The sequence below is a fragment of the Acidovorax sp. FW305-C-20-28 genome, assembly GCF_058783375.1.
In genome coordinates this window covers 181,358-205,587 of the sequence record NZ_JBYSYM010000008.1, presented here as the reverse complement: position 1 = coordinate 205,587, position 24,230 = coordinate 181,358, and the positions used below count along the sequence as shown (strand labels likewise).

Annotated in this window: 21 protein-coding genes; 9 read left to right on the top strand and 12 right to left on the bottom strand. The window is 68.0% G+C overall.

The annotated features are described in order from the left end of the window. Positions 1–263: 263 nt before the first annotated feature. Positions 264–1,631 carry a sigma-54-dependent transcriptional regulator gene (locus tag AC3WOH_RS12255; protein WP_492229610.1) on the bottom strand — a complete coding sequence of 456 codons (1,368 nt, stop codon included), beginning with the start codon at positions 1,629–1,631 and terminating at the stop codon, positions 264–266. Continuing rightward, entirely contained in the window at positions 1,628–3,475 is a 1,848-nt protein-coding gene (locus AC3WOH_RS12250) for a sensor histidine kinase (protein WP_492229609.1), read from the bottom strand. Before AC3WOH_RS12250 ends, AC3WOH_RS12255 begins: the two co-directional genes overlap by 4 nt. A 349-nt stretch (positions 3,476–3,824) precedes the next feature. Between AC3WOH_RS12250 and AC3WOH_RS12245 the strand changes: the two genes are divergently transcribed. Beyond that, positions 3,825–4,811, top strand: a complete 987-nt coding sequence (locus tag AC3WOH_RS12245) for a tripartite tricarboxylate transporter substrate binding protein BugE (protein WP_492229608.1) — start codon at positions 3,825–3,827, stop codon at positions 4,809–4,811. A 55-nt stretch (positions 4,812–4,866) separates the two neighbouring features. Here the strand turns inward: AC3WOH_RS12245 and AC3WOH_RS12240 are convergent, their stop codons facing one another. The 3 genes from AC3WOH_RS12240 to AC3WOH_RS12230 are packed head-to-tail and all read right to left on the bottom strand — an operon-like array spanning position 4,867 to position 7,216. Further along, positions 4,867–5,202, bottom strand: coding sequence for a DUF3325 domain-containing protein (locus tag AC3WOH_RS12240; RefSeq protein ID WP_492229607.1), 336 nt, complete (start codon positions 5,200–5,202; stop codon positions 4,867–4,869). Beyond that, positions 5,195–6,865 (bottom strand): PepSY-associated TM helix domain-containing protein, encoded by a 1,671-nt coding sequence (locus tag AC3WOH_RS12235; RefSeq protein WP_492229606.1) that lies wholly within the window; start codon positions 6,863–6,865, stop codon positions 5,195–5,197. Before AC3WOH_RS12235 ends, AC3WOH_RS12240 begins: the two co-directional genes overlap by 8 nt. A gap of 54 nt (positions 6,866–6,919) precedes the next feature. Further along, entirely contained in the window at positions 6,920–7,216 is a 297-nt protein-coding gene (locus AC3WOH_RS12230) for an iron uptake protein (protein WP_492229605.1), read from the bottom strand. A gap of 221 nt (positions 7,217–7,437) precedes the next feature. Here AC3WOH_RS12230 and AC3WOH_RS12225 point away from each other — a divergent pair, with 221 nt between their 5' ends. The 4 genes from AC3WOH_RS12225 (at position 7,438) to AC3WOH_RS12210 (ending at position 10,613) form a co-directional block, all read left to right on the top strand. After that, complete coding sequence (locus AC3WOH_RS12225) at positions 7,438–8,811, top strand: sensor domain-containing protein (protein ID WP_492229604.1); 1,374 nt, start codon at positions 7,438–7,440, stop codon at positions 8,809–8,811. Between the two features lie 12 nt (positions 8,812–8,823). Continuing rightward, entirely contained in the window at positions 8,824–9,345 is a 522-nt protein-coding gene (locus AC3WOH_RS12220; protein WP_492229603.1) for a GrpB family protein, read from the top strand. A 104-nt stretch (positions 9,346–9,449) separates the two neighbouring features. Next, positions 9,450–9,917, top strand: coding sequence for a CopD family protein (locus AC3WOH_RS12215; RefSeq protein ID WP_492229602.1), 468 nt, complete (start codon positions 9,450–9,452; stop codon positions 9,915–9,917). Between the two features lie 9 nt (positions 9,918–9,926). Then, the gene (locus AC3WOH_RS12210; protein ID WP_492229601.1) at positions 9,927–10,613 is read left to right on the top strand and encodes a hypothetical protein; all 687 of its coding nucleotides are present in this window, start codon (positions 9,927–9,929) and stop codon (positions 10,611–10,613) included. 12 nt (positions 10,614–10,625) lie between these two features. On the opposite strand, the gene AC3WOH_RS12205 is transcribed toward AC3WOH_RS12210, so the two are convergent. Continuing rightward, positions 10,626–11,900, bottom strand: coding sequence for an arsenic transporter (locus AC3WOH_RS12205; RefSeq protein ID WP_492229600.1), 1,275 nt, complete (start codon positions 11,898–11,900; stop codon positions 10,626–10,628). A gap of 214 nt (positions 11,901–12,114) precedes the next feature. Between AC3WOH_RS12205 and AC3WOH_RS12200 the strand changes: the two genes are divergently transcribed. Both AC3WOH_RS12200 and AC3WOH_RS12195 read left to right on the top strand, forming a co-directional pair. Further along, complete coding sequence (locus tag AC3WOH_RS12200) at positions 12,115–13,974, top strand: ABC transporter ATP-binding protein (RefSeq protein ID WP_492229599.1); 1,860 nt, start codon at positions 12,115–12,117, stop codon at positions 13,972–13,974. Between the two features lie 99 nt (positions 13,975–14,073). Then, positions 14,074–14,403, top strand: coding sequence for an EthD family reductase (locus tag AC3WOH_RS12195; protein WP_492229598.1), 330 nt, complete (start codon positions 14,074–14,076; stop codon positions 14,401–14,403). Positions 14,404–14,410: 7 nt separating this feature from the next. Here AC3WOH_RS12195 and AC3WOH_RS12190 read toward each other — a convergent pair whose 3' ends face one another. Both AC3WOH_RS12190 and AC3WOH_RS12185 read right to left on the bottom strand, forming a co-directional pair. Continuing rightward, positions 14,411–15,697, bottom strand: coding sequence for a c-type cytochrome (locus tag AC3WOH_RS12190; RefSeq protein ID WP_492229597.1), 1,287 nt, complete (start codon positions 15,695–15,697; stop codon positions 14,411–14,413). 11 nt (positions 15,698–15,708) lie between these two features. Further along, positions 15,709–16,476, bottom strand: a complete 768-nt coding sequence (locus AC3WOH_RS12185) for a c-type cytochrome (RefSeq protein WP_492229596.1) — start codon at positions 16,474–16,476, stop codon at positions 15,709–15,711. A gap of 120 nt (positions 16,477–16,596) precedes the next feature. Here AC3WOH_RS12185 and AC3WOH_RS12180 point away from each other — a divergent pair, with 120 nt between their 5' ends. Beyond that, on the top strand, positions 16,597–18,030 hold the full coding sequence (locus tag AC3WOH_RS12180) for an aminotransferase-like domain-containing protein (protein ID WP_492229595.1): 1,434 nt from the start codon (positions 16,597–16,599) through the stop codon (positions 18,028–18,030). A 235-nt stretch (positions 18,031–18,265) separates the two neighbouring features. Next, entirely contained in the window at positions 18,266–18,616 is a 351-nt protein-coding gene (locus AC3WOH_RS12175; RefSeq protein WP_492229594.1) for a hypothetical protein, read from the top strand. An 18-nt stretch (positions 18,617–18,634) separates the two neighbouring features. On the opposite strand, the gene AC3WOH_RS12170 is transcribed toward AC3WOH_RS12175, so the two are convergent. The 4 genes from AC3WOH_RS12170 to AC3WOH_RS12155 are packed head-to-tail and all read right to left on the bottom strand — an operon-like array spanning position 18,635 to position 24,213. Next, positions 18,635–19,369, bottom strand: a complete 735-nt coding sequence (locus AC3WOH_RS12170) for a type II secretion system protein (RefSeq protein WP_492229593.1) — start codon at positions 19,367–19,369, stop codon at positions 18,635–18,637. Positions 19,370–19,397: 28 nt separating this feature from the next. Then, positions 19,398–20,759, bottom strand: a complete 1,362-nt coding sequence (locus AC3WOH_RS12165; protein WP_492229592.1) for a PilW family protein — start codon at positions 20,757–20,759, stop codon at positions 19,398–19,400. Next, complete coding sequence (locus AC3WOH_RS12160) at positions 20,756–21,979, bottom strand: type II secretion system protein (protein WP_492229591.1); 1,224 nt, start codon at positions 21,977–21,979, stop codon at positions 20,756–20,758. The genes AC3WOH_RS12165 and AC3WOH_RS12160 overlap by 4 nt, the downstream gene beginning before the upstream one ends. Continuing rightward, positions 21,976–24,213 (bottom strand): pilus assembly FimT family protein, encoded by a 2,238-nt coding sequence (locus AC3WOH_RS12155; RefSeq protein ID WP_492229590.1) that lies wholly within the window; start codon positions 24,211–24,213, stop codon positions 21,976–21,978. Before AC3WOH_RS12155 ends, AC3WOH_RS12160 begins: the two co-directional genes overlap by 4 nt. Positions 24,214–24,230 lie beyond the last annotated feature (17 nt).

The following is a 24,230-nucleotide window of genomic DNA, read 5'->3' as shown; positions in this document are numbered from 1 at the left end:
CACCCCAACACGCCTTCAACTTCAACCACCTTTCGGCAACCTACTCTTGTCAGCGCAGCCTTAGATTGTATACCGAGTTTTCAGCGACTTTTCTAAAACTTCGAAAGTTTTTTCAAACCTTCTTTCTCCACCACCCGAAACCCCTAACAAGGACCTCTGTGCAGCGAAGCCCTCGACTATAGCACCACTTTGATGGCCTCGCAGGGAAAACCCGAAGAATTTTCCCCAGAGAGGTCCTGCAGCACTGTGGGGCATCCCCCTCTCTATGTAGAGGGGGTCCCAGCCCCAGGGCGCGCCGCAAAGTCCCCAGGCGTCAGCCCGTGGCGCTGCAGCTTGTCGTAGACCGTCTTGCGGGGCATCTGCAGCATCTCGGCCGCGCGCGCCACGTTGCCCTGGGTCAGGCGCAGGGTGTCGCGCAACAGCTTGCGCTCGAAGGCATCCACGCGGGCCGCAAGCGACGGGGCCGAGGCATCGTCCTGCCCCAGCGGCTCCGTGGGCAGGCCCAGGCACAGGCGCTCTGCGGCGTTGCGCAGCTCGCGCACGTTGCCGGGCCAGTCGTGCGCCAGCCAGGCGGCCAGGTCCCGGTCGGTCCAGGCAGGGGCCGGGCGGCCATGGCGGGCTGCGGCCTGGGCGATGAAGTGGGCCATGAGCACGGGGATGTCCTGCGGGCGATCGCGCAGCGGCGGTATGGCGATGTGGGCCACATGCAAGCGGTAGTACAGGTCGGAGCGGAACCGCCCTTCTGCGGCCAGCGCCTTGAGGTCCACCTTGGACGCGGCCACCACGCGGCAGGTGATGGGTACGCTCTGGTTGCTGCCCAGGCGCTCGAGCTCGCGCTCCTGCAGCACGCGCAGCAGGCGCATCTGCAGGGACAGGGGCATGGACTCGATCTCGTCGAGCAGCAAGGTGCCCTGGTTGGCATGCTCGATCTTGCCGATGCGCCGGCGCGTCGCACCCGTGAAGGCGCCGGGCTCGTGGCCGAAGAGCTCGCTTTCGATGATGCTCTCGGGCAGCGCGCCGCAGTTGATGGCCACGAAGGGGCCGCTGCGCCCACTGGCCGCATGCAGCGCGCGCGCCACCACCTCCTTGCCGGCACCGGTCTCGCCGTGCAGCAGCACGTCCACACCAAGCGGCGCCAGCGCGGCCACCAGGCGACGCACCTCGGCCATGCCGGGCGACGGGCCGACCAGCGTGCCCAGCGCATCATGCGGGTTGCGCTCGCGCAGCTGCTGCAACTCGTCGGCCAGGGCCCGGCGCTCCAGCGCGCGCCGCACAGTGGCCACCAGGTGCTCGGAGGAAAACGGCTTTTCGATGAAGTCGTAGGCGCCGTCGCGCATCGCGTCCACGGCCAGGGCCACATCGCCATGGCCGGTGACCAGCACCACGGGCAGCTCGGCGTCCTGCGCGCGCAGCGTGCGCATCAGCTCCATGCCGCCCATGCCGGGCATCTGGATGTCGGTGACGAGCACGGCGGGCCGGTCCTGGCCGAAGGCATCGAGCGCGGCCTGCGCGTGGGCGAAGGCGCGCACCTCGATGTCGGCCAGCGACAGGGCCTGCCCATAGGCGCGGCGCACCATGGCGTCGTCCTCGACGAGGTAGACGGTCGGGTTGCCGCCTGGAGAGGGAGTCATGCAATGTCCTGGTTCATGCAGATAGCCGCTGGGCCCGGCACACCCGGCAGGCCCACTGTGAATTCGGCGCCGCCCTGGGGCAGGTTGGCCGCCACCAGCGTGCCGCCCATGCCTTCCACGATGATGCGCGAAATGGCCAGACCCAGGCCCAGGCCTTCGCCGGCCTTGGTGGTATAGAACGGCTCGAACAGATGGGTCTGCACCTCGGGGTCCATGCCACGGCCGGTATCGGCCACACGCAGCAGCACCTGGCCACCGGCCTGCACCTCGGCGGCAAAGCGCACTTCGCGCACGGCCTGGTGCTGCACGGCATCGAGCCCGTTGCGCAGCAGATTGACCAGCACCTGCTCGAGCCGTGTGGCATCGGCCAGCACGCACAGGCGCTCATCGAAGGCAGCGACGGCGATCTGCGCATCCACCGCCTGGCAGCGCGGAGCCAGCAGCAGCAGGGCATGGTCCAGGGCCTCGCGCACGCTGCAGGGATGCAGGGCCGGCGGCTCCTTGCGTGCGAAGCTCTTGAGCTGGCGCACGATGCGGCCCATGCGTTCGGCCAATTGGCTGATGAGGCGCAGGTTCTCGGCCACGTCCTCCCCGCGCTGGCGCTGGTGCAGGGCCATGGCATTGTCCGACAGGGTCTGCAGGGCCGCCAGGGGCTGGTTGAGCTCATGGCTCATGCCGGCCGCCATCTGGCCCAACACCGCGAGCTTGCCGGCCTGCACTGCCGTGTCGCGCGTACCGCGCACGATCTGCTCGGCCTGCTGCAGCGCGTGCACGCGCTCTTCGAGGGCCGTGTTGGCGGCGGTGATCTCGCGCGTGCGCTGGGCGATCTGCACCTCCAGCATGCCATGCGCTTCGCGCAGCCGCTCGGCGCTGGCGGCGCGCTCGGCGCGGCCCTGCCGGTCGAGCCGGCGCAGCAGGGCCAGCCCCAGCACCAGGGCAGCGCACAGGCCGCCGGCCAGGCCGGCGACCAGCGCCTCCTGCCGGGCTGGGCGCTGGTCGGCCAGCAGCAGCATCTGCCAGCCCAGCGGGCCCACCGTGCGCGCCGCCACGCTGAAGTCGCGCTGCTGGCCCGCCTGCTGCAGGCGCAGGGTGTCGCCATCGACGGGCCGGGGGCCGTGGCCTTGCAAGGGCGTCAGAGGGTAGTTGCCATACTGCTGCACGCCCTGCAGGCGGGTGCGCACCGGCGCGGGGATGGGGGCCAGCGTGCGGTAGCGCCAGGCGGGCTCGGTGCTCACGAAGACCACGCCCTCCCCATCCGCCAGCAGCACCGTGTCGCCGCCTTCGGCCAGCGCCGCCTCGAAGGCATCGAGCGAGATCTTGACCGCCACCACGCCGGGCGCCGGGGCCTCGGGCGGCAAGGCCGAGGCCATGAAGTAGCCGGCGCGGCCGGTGGTCACACCCACGCCGAAGAAGCGCCCGATCTGCCCCTGCATGGCCGCCTCGAAATAGGGGCGAAAGCGATAGTTCTGGCCGACGAAGCTGCTCGGCAGGTTCCAGTTGCTGGCCGCGAGGGTCAGGCCCTCAGTGTCCATCACATAGGCCGTGTCCACGCCGGCCAGGGCCACGGCCGAGGCCAAGTAGGCATTGGCGGCCTGCAGGTTCTGCGCCGTGGGCTGCTGCAGGGCCAGGTTGGTGCGGCTGTTGAGCGCCAGCAGCGCGGGCAGCGCCTCGTTGCGCTGCAGGAGCGACTCCAGGCTCTGGGCGGCAAACGCCAGGCGCTGGCTGGCGCCGCGCTGCTGCGCCGCCAGTTGGGCGTCGAGCGACCAGCGGTAGGCCAGCGCACCTGCGAACACGCAGGCCAGGAGCGCGATGCCGGAGCTCAGCAGGGAACGGGTGGGTTTCAAGCAGCGAGGGAAAAAGGGTTCAGGAGCACGGCCGCCCCACGGGGCAGACAGGCCGCATTGTGCGCGGCCGCCGGCATGCGGCCAGCGGGGCTATTTCGCTTGACAGGTCCGGCTGTCTGGAAATCCGCACAAACCGCCGGCAGGCGTGTGGAAATCCGCCGCTTTTCCTGAGTGGGGGTGTCGGCTTTCCAGGCCCTCGCGAGGGCATGAACCCAAGGCTGGTGCGGCCTGGCGGGCTGCGCACGGCGTTTGCAGCGGCCCTGGCACACAAGCTGCAAAACGCCAGGGCGGGCAGTGCAGCCAACGCAGCCCGGCCTTTTCAACACCACAACCCGTCCGGAGACACCCTATGACGACATCCCCTTCCTTCAAGCTCGGCAGCGCCGTGGCCATCGCCGCCAGCCTGCTGGCCGGCGCCGCGCCCGCGCTGGCCCAGGACTACCCGAACAAGCCCGTGCGCCTGATCGTGCCCTTCGCCCCCGGCGGCACCACCGACATCGTGGCCCGCGTGGTCAGCCAGTCCCTGGGCACGGCCCTGGGCCAGCCCGTGGTGGTGGACAACAAGGCCGGTGCTGGCGGCGTGGTCGGCGCGACCGAAATCGCGCGCTCGCCCGCCGACGGTTACACGCTGGGCGTGGCCACCGTGTCCAGCGTGGCCTCGGCCCCGGCCATCAACCCGGCGGTCAAGTACAACCCGCTCACGGACTTCACCTCCATCGTCAACATGGCGGCCACGCCCAATGTGCTGGCGGTGCACCCCAGCTTCGTAGGCAAGGATTTCAAGGGCTTCATGGCCGCAGTGAAGGCCAGCCCGGGCAAGTACTCGTTCGCCACCTCCGGCACGGGCGGCATCGGCCACCTGCAGATGGAACTGTTCAAGTCGCTCTCGGGCCTGGAGCTCGAACACATCGGCTACAAGGGTGCGGGTCCGGCCCTCAATGACGCGGTGGCCGGCCAGGTGCCGATGATCTTCGACAACCTGCCCTCCGCCCTGCCCTTCATCAAGGAAAAGCGCCTGATCGCGATTGCCGTGGCTGCGCCGCAGCGCCTGCCCTCGCTGCCCGATGTGCCGACCTTCAAGGAAGTGAGCTTCGAGCCCGTGAACCGCATGGCCTTCTACGGCATCCACGGCCCCAAGAACCTGCCGCCGGCCGTGGTGGAGCGCATCTCGCAAGCCGTGCGCAAGACGCTGGAAGACCCGGCCGTGAAGAAGCGCATCGAAGAGACCGGCTCGCTCGTGGTGGGCAACACCCCGCAGGAATTCACGGCCCAGACCAAGGCCGAATTCGAGCTCTACAAGGGCGTGGTGGCCAAGCAGAAGCTCAAGCTGGACTGATCGCCCAGCCTGTCAGCAAGAGCCCGCCCGCGCCGCCCCGGTGCGGGCGGGTTTGTCATTTCAGAACAGAAGGGGTCGCCGGTACCCAGGCCACCAGGGGGGCCAGCAGCCGCGGCCTCCAGGCCAGGGTGAAGGCGATGGTCAGCGCCGAGCCGGCCAGCACCATGAACCACACCAGGGAAGCCATGGAGCCGTGGTCCACCGACAGGCATACGGCCAGCGAAGCGGCCACCACGGCGGCGCCCAGCCAGCGCAGCAGCACCACCGTGCCACGGCCCGCCGGCACCGGGCCGCGCACCTGCTCCCAGTGCACGTCCATCGACAGCGCCAGCCAGGCCAGGCCGGTCACGTTGGCCAGCAGGGCCACGACATAGAGCAGCGAATCAGGCATTGGCCGCCTCCGGCGACGCGCCACCCGTGGCCAAAGCCGTGGCACCCGCCTCGCGGCGCCGCAACCTGCGGGCGGCAACCACGGCCAGCGCAGCGGCGGCCAGCAGCGCCAGGTCCACGCCGGCCACGGGCCAGTAGCCATTGCCCATGGTGCGCAGCAGGTGGTCGCCCGTGGTCACCCAGTTGAGCAGCACGGCCGCCACGGCCAGCACGGCAGTGGCCCAGCACTGCTCAGCCCAGGCCGGTGACATGCGCGCCTGTGCCATGGGCGCGGTGCGCCAGATGGCGTGCGCGCAGGCCAGCACCCAGGCGCCCCAGAAGAGGTACTGCTCCACACTGCCGCGCGCCGGCAGGTCGGTGGGCAGCAGGCGGTTTCCGATGAGCATGGAGAAGGTGGCGATCAGCATGCCCGTGACGGTGGTGACCGCGAAGGCGTCCACCCAGCGCGCACCGCTCACACCCTGTTTAGCATGGTTGCGCTTGCGCTTTTCCACAAAGAAGATGAAGCCCGTGGCGATGCACACGCAGCCCGACAGGCCGCCCAGCACGTAGAGCCAGCGCAGCAGCCAGTGGCGAAAGTGCTGCAGGTGCAGGCCGGTGAGGAAGTTGTTGATGCCGGCCACCACGGTGACGGGCGGGTCTTCGCGGATCAGTTCGCCCGTCGATCCCTTGAAGTGCATGCCCTCGCCCGTGAGCGTCACGCGGTCGGTGCCGGCGCGGTAGATGCTGACGTAGGCGTTGGCATCGCCGACGTGCTGCACGGCCAGAAAACCCACGTCGCCAGCCATGCCCTTGGCGGCCCAGCGGCGCTGCGCCTCGGCCACCATGGCATCGACCGAGGCCAGCGTGCCGGGCACACCGGCCTTTTCATGCGGCAGGCCGGTTTCCTTGGCTTCGTGCTTTTCGTGCAACTCGTGCAGCGGGTCGAGCTGGGTGTGCGTGACCGGGAAATAGATGCCGCCAAAGATCACCAGGCCCGAGAGCGCGAAGATGAAGTGGAACGGCAGCGCCACCACGCCCGTGAGGTTGTGCAGGTCCAGCGTGCTGCGCTGGGTGTGCTTCTTGGGGCGGAAGGTGAACAGCTCGCGGAAGATCTTGCGGTGCATGACCACGCCGCTGACCAGCGCCACCATCATGATGAGCGCGGCAAAGCCCACGATCCAGTAGCCCAGGTTCTTCCACTCCAGGTGCAGGCTGTAGTGCAGCGGGTAGAAGAAGCGGCTGCCGATCTTGAGGTGGTCGTCGGGCAGCGCGGCGCCCGTGCGCGGGTCGATGGTGCGGATGCCGAAGACCTCATCGTCCTTGGTCTTCGCATTGGCCAGCTCATGGCCCGAGAAGATGCCCAGCACCGGGTCCCGGTGGGTGGTGTACGCGCCCCAGCGCTTCACCGGAAAGCTCTCGGCCATGGGGCCGTTGACGCGGCTGCGTGCCTGCTCGATGGCCTCGGGCGTGGGCTTCATGTCCTGGAACACGGGCAAGAGGATCTTGTCGAACGAGGGCATGGGCTGCGGCTCGAAACGCGTGCCGGGAATGGCCCAGCGATCGATCTCCCGGTCAAAGACCGAGAGCGAGCCGAAGAAGAACACCACCATGAGCACAAAGCCCAGCACCAGGCCGAACCAGGTGTGCAGCCAGGCCATGGTGAGCCGGAAATTTTGGAACATCGACAGGTCTCCAGGTGCGCCACCCCTGCCCCGGGACGGCGCGGCAACAAGGGATCAGAGCAGGGCGTGCTGGACCAGCGAAGCGGCCCCCGCCATCAGGGCGCCACCACCGGCCAGCACCAGCCACACGCGCGCCAGGCTGGTGGCGCAAAAGGCCCACAGAAAGGCCACCAGCAACACCACAAAGCCCAGGATGTAGCCCAGCGCTTCGGCATCATGGAACGGCAGGCCCGCCGCGAACATCGTGCCCACGAGCAAAGCAATGAAGCCCCAGGTGAATGCATAGCTGCCCAGCGTGCCGGCAGCGATGCGCGAGACCAGGTGCAGACGGGAAGCGATGTGGGTGGCCATGGAAAGCAGGATGGCAAATTCGAGAATGCGAGTGATTCGTGATTATGCAGTGCACCATCGGGTAACCCCTTGGTATGTAGGGACTGCAGCCGCACCCACCCCCACCAGGACGGAGAGCAACACCTCGGCACCGACATTTCGTCACATATTCCACCCAATACGGGGCACAATGGTCGCAACGCAGCACCTACGGCCTTGCCCCTGAAGGCTGCCCCGCTTCCATGCACAGCATTTCCTCCGAGAGCGTCGTCGACCTGCTGCTCGACGCCATCTGCATCGTGGACCCCGACAGCCGGGTGCTGTTCGTGAGTCCGGCGTTCGAACGTATCTTCGGTTACCGGCCCGATGAAGCCGTGGGCCTGCGCATGCTGGACCTGGTGCACCCCGATGACCGTGGCACCACCGAACGCCAGGCCCAAGCCATCATGCGGGGCGAGCTGCAGCTGCATTTCGAGAACCGTTATGTGCGCAAGGACGGCAGCATCGCGCACATCCGCTGGACCGCGCGCTGGCTCGAAGAGCGGCAGGTACGCCTGGCCGTGGCCCACGACATCACGGAGCGCAAGAACACCGAGGCCATGCATGCGGCCATCTACGCCATCTCGGAAGCCGCCCACACCGCCAAGGACCTGATCGCGCTGTTCGAGCATATCCACCAGATCATCGGGCGGCTGCTGGCGGCCGTGAACTTCTCGGTGGTGCTGTACGACGCAAGCCAGGGCGTGCTGAGCTACCCCTACCATGTCAACGAGCGCCACCCTGCCCCCGGCACGCTGGCGCTGGCCAGCGATGCCCTGTGCGCCGAGGTCATCCGCAGCGGGCAGTCGCTGCTGCTCACACCGGCCACGCGTGCCGCCCTGCCCGCCCACCTGCAGCCGGCCGACGACGGCAGTGCCCCCCTGTACTGGCTGGGCGCGCCGCTGCACACGCACCGGGGCACCATCGGCGCGCTGGTACTGCAGGGCTACACCGAGCACGCCCCCTACACCGAGAAGGACAGGGAGCTGCTGCAGTTCGTTTCCACCCAGGTTGCGGCGGCCATCGAGCGCAAGCAGATGCACGAACGGCTGGCACACATGGCGCAGTACGACCAACTCACCCACCTGCCCAACCGCCAGCTCTTCCTGGACCGGCTCAAGACGGCCCTGGCCCGTGCCAAGCGTGACCAGAGCCTGCTGTCGCTGATGTTCATCGACCTGGACCGCTTCAAGGAGGTGAACGACACCCTGGGCCACGCCATGGGCGACCTGCTGCTGCAGCGCGTGGCGCAGCGCCTGCTCGAATGCGTGCGCGGCTCGGACACCGTGGCGCGCATCGGCGGCGACGAGTTCGTGGTGCTGCTGGAGGGCGGCTACGCGCGCGAGCACGCCCACACGGTGGCCGAGAAGATCCTGGCAGCCTTCGGCCCCTCTTTCGACCTGGAAGGCCGGCCCGTGCACATCCGGCCCAGCATCGGTGTTGCCATCTACCCCGACCATGGCCGCGAAGAGCACCACCTGCTGGTGCATGCGGACGAGGCCATGTATGTCTCCAAAAGGAACGGCGGCAACCAGGTGCACACGGCGGCAACGCCCACCGCGGCCCGGGCGGCCTGACACCCACCCACCATGACCCCGGCACCCGGCACCGGCGACGCGGCAATAGAAGTGGTCGACTACCAGCCCGCCTGGCCGGCCCTGTTCGAGGCCGAGCGCCAGCGGCTGCAGGAGGTGCTGGCACCCTGGCTGGCGGGGCCGGTGGAGCACATCGGCAGCACGGCCGTGCCAGGCCTGCCCGCCAAGCCCGTCATCGACATCATGGCACCGGTGCACTCGCTGGCCGGGTCAATGGACGCCATCTCCGCAGTGGCCCCATTGGACTACCTGTACGCCCCCTACAAGCCGGAGCAGATGCACTGGTTCTGCAAGCCCAGCCCGGCCCACCGCACGCACCACCTGCACCTGGTGCCGCTGGGCAGCGCCCTGTGGCGCCAGCGCCTGGCCTTTCGCGATGCGCTGCGCGGCAGTGCCGAGCTGACCGCCGGCTATGCGGCGCTCAAGCGCCAGCTGGCGCTGCGCTACCGGCATGACCGCGAGGGCTACACCGAGGCCAAGGGGCCGTTCATCGCAGAGGTGCTGGCAAGGGCGTAATCCCCTCGGCCTGCATGGCCTGCATGGCCTGCATGGCCTGCAGGGAAGTCACCGCACAATCAGGCCATTACAACCATTGCCGGGTCCCCCCCTGTTCGTCCGCCATGCTCTACGCCGCGCTCAAGTTCGTCCACGTCCTGTCCCTCATCGTCTGGATCGGCGGCATGGTGTTCGCCCATTTCTTCCTGCGCCCGGCCACGCTGTCGCTGGAGCCGCCGCAGCGCCTCCAACTGATGCACGACGTGCTGCAGCGCTTCTTTGCCGCCGTATCGGTGGCCGTGGTGCTGGTGCTGGGCTCGGGCCTGTGGATGATCGGCAATGTGGCCAAGGCCGCGGCCCAATCGGGCGGGCGCTTTGCCATGCCGCTGTCGTGGACGATCATGGCCACCATCGGCCTGGTGATGATGGCGATCTTCGGCCACATCCGCTTTGCGCTGTACAAACGGCTGCGCGTGGCCGTGGCGGCCTCGGACTGGGCCGCGGGCGGCAAGGCACTGGCGTCCATACGCACCCTGGTGGGCGTGAACCTGGCGCTGGGCGTGCTGACCGTGGCGATCGTGTTCCTGCTGTAATCCGTCTCCATGCACCTCACCCGGACCTTGCTGCGCATAGCCCTCGCGTTCATCGCGGGCAGCCTGCTGGCGGCCGGCGCAGTGTGGTGGGCGGCGCGCGAGCGGGTGGCCCTGCTGCAAAGCGAGGTGCAGGCGCAAAGCCAGGAGCTATTGGGCTATACGCGCTACACCAGCTACCTCACGGTGGGCAAACAGTCACTGGCCGAGCAGATGAAGCTGCTGTCGGCCACCGTGGTGCGCGAGGAAGGCAGCACGCAGATCATCGAGAAGTCGGTGCTGGGCCTGGCCTCCACCGGCGTGGTGGCCGTGACCTACACGGCCGAGTACGCCTTCGGCTTTGACCTGGCACCCGGCCAGTACGACCTCAAGGCGACGGACAAGGGCATCGAGGTGCACGTGAACCCGCCCCGGCTGGTGGCCACCCCGGCCGTCACGCAACTGCGCCACCGCGTGGTCGCCGGCGGCCTGCTCACCGATGAGAAGGCCGCCATCATCCGCCTGCAGGAAGAAGCCGCCAGGCGCGCCCAGCAGCAAGGCCAGGCCATGGCCTCCGAACCGGCGGTGATGGCGCTGTGTGAGAAAAGCCTGACGGCGTTTCTCTACGCCTTCCTGGAAAAGCAGCCCGGCGTGAAGAGCGTACCACGCATCACGGTGGTCTACCGCCAGCAGCCCAAGGCCGCCACCACGGCCCAGTAAACGGCTGCCCACTCAAGGGGCGAGCAGGTGCATCGAATGCGCGGCCTGCAGCACCAGCAGGGCCGACAGCAGTGCGGGCGGCATCACGACCAGCCCGAGCTTGAGGAACTGCCAGGCCCCCACGTGCAGGCCCTCGCGCCGCAGCGCCGAAAGCCACAGGATGGTGGCCAGCGAGCCTGTGACCGAGAGGTTGGGCCCCAGGTCGATGCCGATCAGCGCGGCCGCCCGCACGGTGCCCGAGGCGGACGCCGCGTCGAGCGAGGCCCCCGCCAGCAACCCCGCAGGCAGGTTGTTGACCAGGTTGGTCGCCACTCCCAGCAAGGCCCCGAGCACCGTGCCTGCGCCCTGCGGCCAGGTGGCAGCCGCCTGGCGCAGCACGCTGGCCAGCAGGCCCACCACACCCGTGTGCTCCAGCGCCTGCACGAAGACGAACAGCCCCGCCACCAGCGGCAGCACGTCCCACGACACGGAGCGCAGCGCCTGCCACGGCGCACGCCCGCAGGCAAAGGCCAGCAGCGCCAGCGTGCCCAGCGCAGCACCCAGCGTGGGCCAGCCCAGGGGGATGCGCAGCCAGGCGCAGGCCACCAGCACCAGCACCGACACCGCCAGCCCCCCGGCGGCCACGCGCCCGCCCACGCCCAGCGGGTGCTCGGGTACCGTGCTGGCAATGGTCTCGGGGATGGTGCTGCGCAGTATGTAGCGCAAAGCCAGGTAGGTGGCAGCGATGGAAGCCAGCGAAGGCAGCGCAAACAGCGCCAGCCAGTGCGCCAAGGGCGGCATGCCGCTGCCCCAGACCACGAGGTTGGCGGGGTTGGAGATGGGCAGCACGAAGCTCGCCGCATTGGCGATGAAGGCGCAGATGAACAAGTAAGGCAAGGGCGAAGCGCCCACCGCGCGCGCCACGGCGAACACGGCCGGAGTGAGCACCACGGCCGTGGCATCGTTGGACAGGAACACCGTGACCAGGGTACCCACCGCATAGACCCAGACGAACAGGCGCCGGCCCGAGCCCCGGGCCTGCTTCGCGGCCAGCGTGGCCAGCCAGTCGAACACGCCCTCGCGCCGCGCCAGCTCGGACAGCAGCATCATGCCGGCCAGGAACAGGTAGACGTCGTGCCCGCGCAGCACCCCTGCCCAGGCCTGCGCCGGTGTGAGCAGGCCACAAGCCAGCAGCAGCAACGCCCCGGCCACCGCCCACACCGCCTCGGGCAGCCGTAAGGGCCGCACGATGACGGCGGCCGTGGCCACGCCGATGATGGCCCAGGTCAAGGGAGCGGCGGCCATCATGCGGCAGCGCCCTTCGGGCCGCAGGGTCGGACGCCGCGGAAAAGATTGAACGCAGCAGTTACACGATGGAGTTGCATGGGGGCGGATTCTATGCAGTACCGGGGCACGCGAGCCCGCCCCAATGCCCCTCTTGGTGCGGCGGGTCACAAGGCGGGCTTACCATGTGGTCAAAAGGGCGCGCCCGCAAGCGCCTCCCTTTCTAGGAGCAATGACTTTGTTCGGATTCTTTGAGAAACGCGTAGCCCCCTACCCGGCCCCGGAACCCCATCTCCCGCCCAAAGGCTTCCTGGCCTTCGTGTGGCACTGCGCGCAAGGCATGCAGGGCTATGTGCTGGTCATGGCGGCGCTGTCGGCCGCCATCGCCATCTATGAGGCCCTGCTGTTCGCCGTGCTCGGCCATGTGGTGGACTGGCTGTCCAGCGTGCCCCCCGCCGCCCTGTGGGCCGAGCGCAAGGGCCAGATCGTGGGCATCACCGTGCTGCTGCTGGCCTCCATTGCGCTGGTGGCCGTGCAGACCAGCGTCAAGCACCAGGTGCTGGCCATCAACTTCCCGCTGCGCCTGCGCTGGAACTTCCACCGGCTGATGCTGGGCCAGAGCATGGCCTTCTATGCCGACGAGTTCGCGGGCCGCATCACCACCAAGATCATGCAGACCGCACTGGCGGTGCGCGACATGATCTTCACCACCACCGACGTGGTGGTGGGCATGGGCGTGTACCTGGTGACCATTCTGGTGCTGCTGGCGGGCTTCGACGCGCGCCTGCTGGCACCCTTTGCGCTGTGGATGGTGGCCTATGGCCTGGCCTGCTGGTACTTCGTGCCGCGCCTGGGCAAGGTGGGCAAGGCCCAGGCGGACGCACGCTCGGCCATGACCGGGCGCATCACCGACGCCTACACCAACATCGCCACGGTGAAGCTGTTCTCGCACACGCGGCGCGAGTCGGAGTTCGCGCGCGCGGCGATGGACGCCTTCAAGCTCACCGGCTATGCGCAGATGCGCCTGGTGAGCCAGTTCGAGATCGTCAACCACATCCTGGTGGTGGGCATGATCCTCGGGGCCTGCGGCACGGCGCTGTGGCTGTGGTCGCTGGGCGAGGTGGGTGCCGGCGCCGTGGCGGCCGTGACGGCGATGACGCTGCGCGTCTCGGGTCACGCCCACTGGGTGATGTGGGAGATGACCACCCTGTTCGAGAGCGTGGGCACCATCCAGGACGGCATCAACACCCTGACGCGCCCGCGCGCCGTGGTGGATGCGCCCGATGCCAAGCCGCTGCAGGTGACGCAGGGCGAGGTGAAGTTCGAGGCGGCGACTTTTGCCTACGGCAATGGCCGGCCGGTCATCGACGACCTGAACCTGACCATCCGCCCGGGCGAGAAGATCGGGCTGATCGGCCGCTCGGGCGCGGGCAAGTCCACACTGGTGAACCTGCTCTTGCGCTTTCACGACGTGCGCTCGGGCCGGGTGCTGATCGACGGTCAGGACATCGCCCATGTCACGCAGGACAGCCTGCGCCGCTCCATCGGCATGGTCACGCAGGACACCTCGCTGCTGCACCGCTCCATGCGCGACAACATCCTCTACGGCCGCCCCGATGCGAGCGAGGAGGACATGCAGGCTGCGGCGAAACGCGCCGAAGCGGCGGACTTCATCGCCACGCTGAGCGACCTGCAGGGCCGCAGCGGCTTCGATGCCCATGTGGGCGAGCGCGGTGTGAAGCTCTCGGGCGGGCAGCGCCAGCGCGTGGCGATCGCGCGCGTGATGCTCAAGGACGCGCCCATCCTGCTGCTGGACGAAGCCACCAGCGCGCTGGACTCCGAGGTGGAGGCCGCCATCCAGCAGAGCCTGGACGGGCTGATGCAAGGCAAGACCGTGATCGCGATCGCCCACCGACTGTCCACCATCGCCGCCATGGACCGGCTGATCGTGCTGGATGCCGGCCGCATCATCGAGGAAGGCACGCACGCGCAACTGCTGGCGCTGGGCGGCGTGTACGCGCGGCTGTGGGGCCACCAGAGCGGCGGCTTCCTCGGCGAGACCGACGAAGAAGAGCAGAGCGCACTGATGCCTGGGTGACAGGCGTGTCGCGCAGGCGGCTGCCTGCGCGTGCCATGCGCCCTTAACGTGCAGGCCACGGCGGCCATCCCGGCCGCCCCAGATTGGGAGAGCCCCTGCATGATCAAGATCACGGCCCTGTACCGCTGGCACGAAGGTGCCCGCTTCGACCATGACTACTACCACGGCGAGCACATGCGCATCGCGCGCGAGGCCTTGGGCCCGCTGGGCCTGGTGCGGCTGGAGAGTGATCGCGTGATGTACCCCGGCCCGCCTCGCCCGGGCCAGGTGGTGGCACTGACCAATGCCTTCTTCGAGACGGTGGAACAGGCCCAGGCCGCGGCGCAGCAGACGGCGCCCGCCCTCACGGCCGACGTGCCCAACTACACCGACATCAAGCCCGAGTCGTACATGGCCAAGATGAAGGCGCATCCACTCGGCGCCTCCTGAGCCCTCATTACATGCCGCGGCGCTCCTTGGCGCGGTAGATCTCGATGGTGCCCACCGCGCTCGCCTGGTTGCCCCAGCTGTTGCGCACGAAGGTGGCGACGGCGGCCACGTCTTCGTCGCTCAACACATGGCGGAACGGCGGCATGCCGTGGGGGCGCGGGTTGCCGGCCGTGGCCGGCAGGTAGCCGCCCTGCAGCACCACGCGCACCAGGTTGTTGGTGTCGGCCAGCAGTACGGCGCGGTTGCCCGCCAGCGGCGGGAAGGCGCCGGGCTGGCCCTGCCCCTGGTCACCATGGCATTGGGCACACTGCTGCTCGTACACCTTGGCGCCGCGCGCCATCGCCGATGCCACGGGAGCGGCGGCCGGCGGGGGCGCGACCGTTTGCTGCGGCAGGTCCTGCAGGTAGACGGCCATGGCGCGCGCATCGGCATCGGTGAGGTACTGGGTGCTGCGGTACACCACCTCGGCCATGGGGCCCATGACCGAGCCATGGGGCGCCGTGCCGGTCTTGAGCAGGGCCACCACATCCTCTACCGGCCACTCCTTCACGCCGGCCTCGGCCGCGGCATTGAGCGCCGGGGCATACCAGTTCTGCACCGGGATCAGGCCGCCACTGAAGGCCTGGGCGTCCGAGGTGGCGCCCAGGGCATTGCGCGGCGTATGGCAGGCCGTGCAATGGCCCAGGCCGTTGACCAGGTAGGCGCCACGGTTGTACTCGGCCGTCTGCAAGGATGCGACCACAGGCTCGCCCGGTGCAAAGAACAGCGCCCGCCACACGGCCAGTGCCGCCTGGGTGCTGTACGGAAAGCGCAGCGCATGCGGCCGGTTGGCCTCACCCACGGCGGGCTGGCTTTGCAGGTAGGCGTAGATGGCGTCGGAGTCTTCGCGCGTGACCTGGGTGTAGTTGGGATAGGGAAACGCCGGGTACAGCAGGCGCCCGTCGCGCGAGCGGCCGTGGTGCATGGCACGCCAGAACTCGGCCGATGACCATTGGCCGATGCCATGGGCCTTGTCGGGCGTGAGGTTGGAGCTGTGCACCACGCCGAACGGCGTCTCGATGCCGCGCCCGCCGGCAAACGCCGCGCCGCCCTGCGTGGTGTGGCAGGCCATGCAATTGCCCACGCGCGCCAGGTACTCGCCACGGGCCACCAGCTCGGGGCTGGAGGTGAAGGCCTCGGGAGCGGAAGGCAGTGGCTCCTCGCCGCGCAAGTTGAGGGTGATCACCGCAGCAGCGGCAATGCCCAACGCAGCCAGGGTGGAAGAGATCGTCCAGAGGATGGTTCGTGCGTTCATGCCATGCCCCTTCAGCGCCCGGCCACAGGCACGCCATCCACCCCGCCGCAGCGCATCGGCATGGCACCAGCCAGGCCGGCGGCAGGCTTGCCGCCACCGGGCACGGGCTGGGCGGCCAGCCAGGCCGATACGGCACTCACATCGTCGGGCGTGAGCTGGCGCGCGATGTCGGCCATGCAGTCGGGCGCATGGGCGCGGCGCTGGCCGGTCTTCCAGGCGCCCAGCTGGCTGTTGAGGTAGTCGCGCGGCAGGCCCAGCAGGCCAGGGATGAAGGGGTTGACCCCGGTCATGGCCGGGCCGTGGCACTGCACGCAGGCGGGAATGTTGCGCGCCGCATCGCCCTGCTGCACCAGCAGGCGCCCGCGCTCCAGCGCTGCGGGCGGTGCCTGAGGCGCAGGCGGCGGCGGGTATGGCAGCTCCAGCGCGGCGAAGTGCGCGGCCATCTCGCGCAGGTAATCGTCGGTGAGGTGCTCGATGAGGCTGGTCATCTGCGGGTAGCTGCGCCGGCCTTCGCGGAAATTGAGCAGTTGATTGGCCAGGTAGCCCGCCGGCTTGCCCGCGATGCGCGGGAAGTAGCCCTCCTGCGTGGCCCGGCCTTCCTTGCCGTGGCAGGTGACACAGGCCAGCACGCGCGATGCCATGCCACCGGAAACAGTGGCGGCCGCCGCAGGGGCCGATGGTGCAGCAGCAGGCTGGGCAAGCGCACAGCCCAGGCCGGCAGCCATCCACAGCGGTGCGACAACGAGAGGGCGCAGCAGGCTGCGCAGACGATCGATCATGGGGCGGCGGCTTCTTTTTTAGGGATGTGACGGACTCTACGCCTGCCCCGAAAAACAGTACAGATTCAGTTTCAGGTTAAAAATACGGATCAGTTTGCACTAGATCAAAATCCTTTCAGTATGAAACGCTATGAGCGCCATGCCGACACGATCGCCCAGCTGATCCACAGCGGCGCGCTGCGCCCGGGCGACCGCGTGCCTTCGGTGCGCGAATCCAGCCGCACGCGGGGCATCAGCCCCTCCACGGTCTTCGAGGCGTACTACCTGCTGGAGGCCCAGGGCCTGATCCATGCGCGCCCCCGCTCGGGCTACTACGTGAGTGCGCGGCTGCCCGCGGTGCCGGGCCAGGTGCCCCCGGCAGAGCCCTTGCCCTCGCAGCCGGCGGCCGGATCGACCGGCGTGGCCATCAGCGACCTGGTGTTCGAGGTGCTGGGCTCGGCGCGCGAGCGCGGCCTGGTGCCGCTGGGCTCGGCCTTCCCGGGGCTGGAGCTGTTCCCGCTGGAGCGCCTGGCGCGCTGCCTGTCGGGTGGCATGCGCCGACTCGACCCCTGGGACATCGTGCAAAGCCTGCCGCCAGGCGACGAACGACTGAGGCAGCAGATCGCGCTGCGCTATGGGCTGCATGGCACGGCGGTGGATGTGGGCGAGCTCATCGTCACCAACGGCGCCATGGAGGCGCTCAACCTCTGCCTGGAGGCCGTGACCCGGCCTGGCGACATCGTGGTCGTGGAGTCGCCCACCTTCTATGCCGCCCTGCAGGCGCTGGAGCGGCTGAACCTGCAGGCCGTGGAGGTGGCGACCCACCCGCGCGAGGGCATCGATCTGGCCGCCCTGGCCGAGGCCCTGGAGCGCCACCCTGTCAAGGCCTGCTGGCTGATGCCGAGCTTTCAGAACCCGCTGGGCAGCCTGATGCCCGAGGAGAAGAAGCGCGCCCTGGTGGCCCTGCTGGCGCGCCACCAGGTGCCACTGATCGAGGACGATGTGTATGGCGAGCTGCACTTCGCCCCGGAGCGCCCGCCCCCGGCCAAGGCCTTCGATACCGAGGGGCTGGTGATGCATTGCAGCTCCTTCAGCAAGTGCCTGGCCCCCGGCTACCGCGTGGGTTGGGTGGCAGCCGGCCGCTTTGCCACGGCGGTGCAGCGGCTCAAGCTCATGACCACGCTGGCAGCGGCCGTGCCCTCGCAGCAGGCGCTGTCAGAGTACCTGGCCCAAGGCGGCTATGACCGGCATTTGCGCCAGTTGCGGCGCAGCCTGGCCCGGCAGCAGGAACGCGCCCTGGCGGTCATCGCCCGGCATTTTCCGGCCGGCACCCGGGTGTCGCGGCCGGAGGGCGGCTACTTTCTGTGGGTGGAACTGCCGCCACCGGTCAACGCCCTCACGCTGCACCGCCAGGCCCTGGCCCAGGGTATCAGCCTGGCGCCGGGGCAGATCTTCTCGGCCGACCAGCGCTTTGCCCACTGCGTGCGCATCAACTACGGGCACCCGGCGCAAGAGCGCTTCGAGGAAGCGCTGGCCACCGTGGGGCGGCTGGCAGGGTCCTTGGCACAGGGCTGAGGACCAGCGCCATCTTTTGGTGCAATGCAGCACGCATTCTGGGGGGCCACGCCACAGAAACTTGTACGACAAGTCCTTGCATTTTGCTGACAAAACCGGGACGGCGTTGGATACACCCAACTTCGGGTTCGCCCCTCTTCTGGCATGGCTATTGCACGGCATACTGACCGCCGCCTGGCCTGCGCCCTCTGGTCCAGGCCAGCCGCAGGCACAGAGTCACCCAACACCACCCACCATGCCACCACCCCAGCGCGTCCCGATCCTGACCGTGGAAGACGAAGACGACTGGATCGTCTCGTTCGCGTTCGGCCCCCAGGGCACCGACCGCCTGACGCTCAAGCGCACCCCCCGGCTGGAGTTCATGCTCCGCCCCGAGCAGCGCGGCGTGTTCGTCGGTGCCGGCATGGGCAGCCGCCCCGCCCCGCTGGTCGCCGTGCAATGGGGCAGCAAGAGCGTGGACGTGGTCTCCACCGAGCGCCGTTACAGCCTCGACATCAGCAAGGTGGACGGCAATCTGCTCGCTGCGGCGCTGCAGGTGCTGGGGAAGATGAACTTTGACCAGAGGTTTCAGTTGGCGGGGGTGTGAGGCCGCCACGTGCTGCATTCAGCGCGTCATCTTGAAAAGCGCCTCTACGACGGCCACCTGGGACTCGTCCAGGGTCGTTACAGCCACAGTGCCAAACGCCATACGATCATCGACCGGCCAGATCTGACCGGGGTTGTTGGCCGTCACATCCGCGGCCAATGTGGTCGCACGCAAGCTACCGAACCGGGCATCACTGCGCCCGTCAATCTGCTGATCCAGTGCCCCTGCCAACGAATAGGTGACATTGCGGATCACCATCACATTGCGCGGCAGCGCCACATAGGTGCCCACCGCAGCGCCTGGCTCTGACCACTGGGCGCTTTGGAAGCACACCGCCACCTCCTGGGGATTGCCATTGCTGTCCAAATAAACATACCGGTCTTGCTGGCCCTCAGTGCGCCCAGTGGGAACGCGAATGCCGGCGGCCAGGAAGGCATTGATCATGGGGGCCCCGCACAACGGAAGACCCGCATTGGCACCGTTCCCGTTGACCCGCCCCGACGGAGCCAGCGGATCATCTCCCGGCGGCCGCCCCACCCCATTGAAATACGCCTCATAGGCCAGTTGCCAGCCCTGAATGAAGTCGGTGGACAGGCGCTGGTTGGCCGCAGAACGCTGCAGGTCACGGCCCACGGCCACGGCGCCGATCAACAGGCCGATGACGACCAGCGCGACGCTCAGCTCCAGCAGCGAAAAGCCGCGCTGGCGCCTACGGACCTTGTCGCGGGGAAATGGATGTGTGGAGGAAGTCATGGTGCGTAACTCGGTGGTCAATAGGTCGTCAATGGCCAATGGCATCCGCCTTCAGGGCATTCAGATTCACGTCGATGGAAAGCTCGGTCATCCTCGTTGTATGGGCCGCGAAATCATTGAACACCTTCTCAGCCTCGGCCAGGGACAAGGCGGCGTCGACCTGTGCGGCGATCGCTGCGATATCGCTGGCCACTGCCAGGCCAATGCCCACAGCAGCCAGCGCGATCTGAAACGAGCGCGCACCCGCTGTCAGCGTGGTGTCGGCCACGGCAGACACCATTTCTTTGGCCGCATCCAATGATCCTGCCGCAGCAGACAGAATGCCCGCCGCGGCCATGGCCACGTCCGCGCGTGCCAGCACGATGGCGATGTAAAGCTGGTCGCGGTAGTCGTACATGGCACGCTCGAGCACAAAGGCCCCCGTCGCCACGTTGAAATGGGCGTGCGACACCGCCGACAGCGAGGCGCCGCATTGCAGCTCGTCGAACAGCTCCGAGGGGCTGGCGGCGATCACAATGTCATCGTAAACGTTGGTCACGGCCTTGCCGGGCGCATCGAAGGTCGGGTCTGCGTTGCTCGCCGAGCTGTTGGCGCCATCGAATGCATTCCCATCCCCATTCCCATCCAGCATGCCGGGAGCAGCTACCACGAAGGCCGCCGGACGCCGTTGCGCTCCCACCTGGGTGGCCAGAAACCCGGCGGGCCCCACCACCGGCGTGCTGGCAGTGTTCAAGGCCAGGCAAATGTCGATCAAATTGACCGCCCCAACGCCGCCAACCCCCGCCAGGGGACACGGCTGGGTGGGCGGCCCTGCCGCGCCCGGCGGCACGTTCGATGCCCGGCAGTCCGCATTGAGAGGCACGGCATCGTCGCCCGAATAGGTCTTGCCCAGCAAGCTGGTCAGGCTGGTGGCAACCTCAGGCACCGGGGGCGCGTGCGGGTTTGGCGCCTCCGTGTGGTTCTGGGGCTTGGGTTCGGGGGTACGCACGCGCAGCGAGTTCATGCGGTCGCGAGGTGCGGCCAGATCACGGTCGGCCGGCGCGTTGGCGGTGGCGCCGCCCGATGGCTGGCGAAACACGCCGTAACGCAGCATGCCCGCCTCCGGCCGTGGAAGGCCCAGGGTGCGCCAGGGCAGAAAGCCCACCTGGCCGCCGCCAACGCAATTCTCAACCCCTTGGGGATTGTCAGCGGGGCACGGCAGGCGGTAGTTGGCATGCAGAAAGCCCACCAGCGCGTCACGGGACTGCTGCTGCACATCCATCTGCACCGTGGTCACCTTGTGCCGCTCGGACAGCTGCCAGAAGATGATGGCGGCCGGCAAGATCAGGCCCAGCGCCAGCAGAATGACCGACAGCTCCACCAGGGTGAAACCCATCATGCGGTGTTTCATGGGTTGAGCCCTTTCGCATCCAGCGCAGTAGCCGCATTCAACGCGGCCGAGAACGTGTCGTACACGTGTGCCATGTAGACCCGCGAAGCCGCTTCCTTGGCGACCGAATCGCGCTCTGCCTGCTGGGCTTCCGTCAGATCGGTGGCTGCAAGCCCGACTTCCACGGCGGCGGACACCGCATTGGCAATGGACAGCGCGATGCCAGCGATGGTCAGACCCTCGGTATTTGCCGCCGACGCCACGGCCAGTGCCGCACTGCCCGCCGCCAGCGCCACATTCATCGCGGCCAGGATGACACCGGTCTCGGCGCTCTCCCTCGCTGCCTTGGCCTGGGCGATGTCGAACACCCGCAGCTTCCAGTACTCCTGCACCACACGGGCGTTGTCGTAGGCCGTGTAGGCCCCCTGCGCCGCCGCCTGCATGGCACCCAGGCGGGCCACGCACCCGATGCGTGCTGACAGATCGGCAGGCCCCACGCCCACGGCGAGGTCGTCGAACGTGTTGGTCTGGGCCCGCCCTGGAAAATCGAAACCCGCCCCGGTGTTGTTGCCCTCGAAGACGTTGTTGGCACCCGGGTGCGCAATGATGAACGCCAGGTTGATGAAGGTCGCATCTACCGGATTGGTGGCCCTCAGCACCCCCGCAGGCGGCGACGCATCGGCTGCATAGCGGCGCAGCACACGGCACCAGTCGAGGCCATTGGTGAGCCCTCCCTGCGTGACCGCTGCGGGAATGGCACCCGATGCGCCTCGCAACCGGCCGAGCGCCGCATCCATCTCCGTGTTCTGCGGTACGTCCAGAATCCCTTGCGTGTAGTCAAAACCCAGATTGGGTTTGACCATGTTGGGCGTGGTCGCGCTGGCCAGGTTGTAGACACCGGTTTGATTGGCACCGTAGCGCAACTGACTGAAACGGCTGCTGAGCCCCAGCTCACGCCATGGCAGCAGCACCGCTGCAGCATTGCCGCAGGCCTCCGTGCCTGCGGTGGTGGCAGCGGGACATGGCAGCCGGCCCCGGGAGAGCACAAAACCTTCGACCGCAGACTGGGCCTGCACCAGCTCGGCCACCATGGCGGTGCGCTGCATGGGCTCCCGCGTGGACGCCACCCAGCGCCAGGCGATGATCCCCAGGATGCCGATGACGGCCAGCGACACGGCGAGCTCCACCAGCGACAGGCCCGCCTGGCGCAGGCGTGCGGTGGGTTGCGTGGGCGCGATCATCGCGTGCCTCCCTTGCGATCCACCTGCTCAAGGATGGCAGCTGCCTGCTCTGGTGTCATGGGCTCCACGGACGGGCCGGTGATATTGCAAGGCGCGTTGCCTGTGCCCGTGGGCATCTGGGACAGCGCATAGTTGGCATCCTTGACCCGCTGGTCGGCAGCGGTGCGTTTACGCCGCAGCGCATCGAGTTCCTTCTGGAGCGTCACCGGCCGGAGCATCTTGGCATTGAGGTCCGGGCTGACGGTGGCACCAAAACCGAACAGGTCCCCCATGGCGTCATTGAATGCAACGGAGATGTTCTTGCCGGCAGGATCCCCCACCAAGCACCCTGTCGTGCACCGGAAATCCACCACATTGCCATTGTTGTCGTACAGGTTGTACCGCCCCGCAGCAGACACCAGTGCGCTGTAGGCTGCCGCATAGTCCGTCTTGGCGGTGTTGAAAGTCGTGTTGGCGCTGTCGCGTATGCCTGTTGCGGCCGTCAGCGCAGCCTGGGCCTTGGCCTGCTCGGCAACGGCCTTGTCGCGCATGGCCGTGAGCCCCCTGGTGTCCTGGGCCAGCGCAAGTTCGGCTGCTTTGCCGGACCGCTGGTCCTTGAGCCCCTGCAGCGCCGGATTGGCAGGATTCATGGCCGCGATCTGCGCATCCAGCGTTGCGATTTCACCGGTCAGCCGGGCAATGGTTCCTGCGCTGTCTGCCAGCATGGCGTTGTACTTGGCAACCTCCGCATTCCAATGATTGGCCAGGTTGGTTGCCTGGGTGAAGTTGGACTGCGCCAGGTTGGAGTCATAGTAGGCATTGCCCCAAGCCTCGGTGGCGACATACAGCGCATTGATCAGCGCGTCCATCGCAGGGGTGTTGCGCCCCGCGCGGACGACGGTGTAGAGGGTGTTCTTTGCAGCGTCCCGGTTGACAATGGCGGTGGCCAGCTCATTTTGCTTGGCCACAATTTCGGCGTCCACCACAGCCAGAGCGGCCTGGGCATCAGCAACTTCCTTGACGGCACGGTCCCGTGCCTCTTTCTGGCGCGCGTAGAAAGCGTCGTCCATCACAGGGCACAGCTGGTCCTGCGGCACGCTGCCATCGGCAAGCCTCAGCGCCTGGCCGGCAATGCCGGCGGCGATGGCATTGGCGGCGACGGCCAGGCCATTCGCGTAGATCACCCCGCCCGCGAGGGCAGCGGCCGCCGTGTGGATAGGGGCGGCCGCACATGCGGTGACCGCCAGGCCCAGGGTCGCTGCGCAGGTGATCCATTCCGCTGCCGCATTCCCGGCATCGGAGATGCCTTCGGCAATGGCCAATGTGATTTCCAGCCCGGTCATGACCGCGGCCAAGGTGGAGAAGATCAGCGCGCGCTTGGCCGCCTCGATGTTGTCGGCACGCATTTCCCAGACCGCAGAAGCCACGTCATGCCCCAGGGCCACCGTATTGATGGAATCGATCAGCGGATTACAGTGGAAGGCGCTCTGCAGGCTGGCGTAGGAACGCTCCAACACCAAGTCGTTGTACGTGGCCAGCACGGGTCGGCGACCCGGATCTTCCATGAGGTTGGGATCGGCCCCAGAGTTGGCGCCGTCGAACAGATTGCCGTCGCCATTGGCATCGCCGATGCCGGGATGGGCGATCGCGTAGGCAGTGGCGCGCAGCGGCGACGCATTGACCCGGGCCATCGTGGCGGTCACGGTCGCCGTGGTCGTTCGCCCCACCTCCAGGCGTTGGCACAGATCAGTCAGGGTCAGGATGTCAGCGGGGTACGCGCCTGCGCCTGTCGCGCGCATGTTGAAGAAAGTCTGGGGTGCCGTATCGGAGTACTCCAAGGGCCTCCAGGAATCCGTGAGCAGCGTCAGGTCATAGTCGCCGCCCTGGCGCTGCACCATGTAGCGCAATTGCCCCACATCCACACCGGCGTCGACACCCGCCAGGGCCAGGGTCACCGTGGGCAACCATCCGCTCTGGTTGCCCGCACCGCAGTCCTGCAAGCCATCGCGATCGACATCAGGGCATGGCAGGCTGCCCGCCACCGTGGCATAGGCAATGAGGGCCTTGTCGGCCTGCGACAAGGCCTGCCGTTCCTGGCGGGACGTTTCAATGGCCGTGCGCTCGCGCCACTGCATGTAGCCGATGGCTGCGAGACCCGCCATCACGGAGATCAGCAACAGCACCTGCACCAGGCCGAAGCCGCGCGAGCGGCCGGGCGCTGGGCGCAGGCGATGGGCTGTGGAATGGGTTGTCATGGGATCCATCAAAGCAA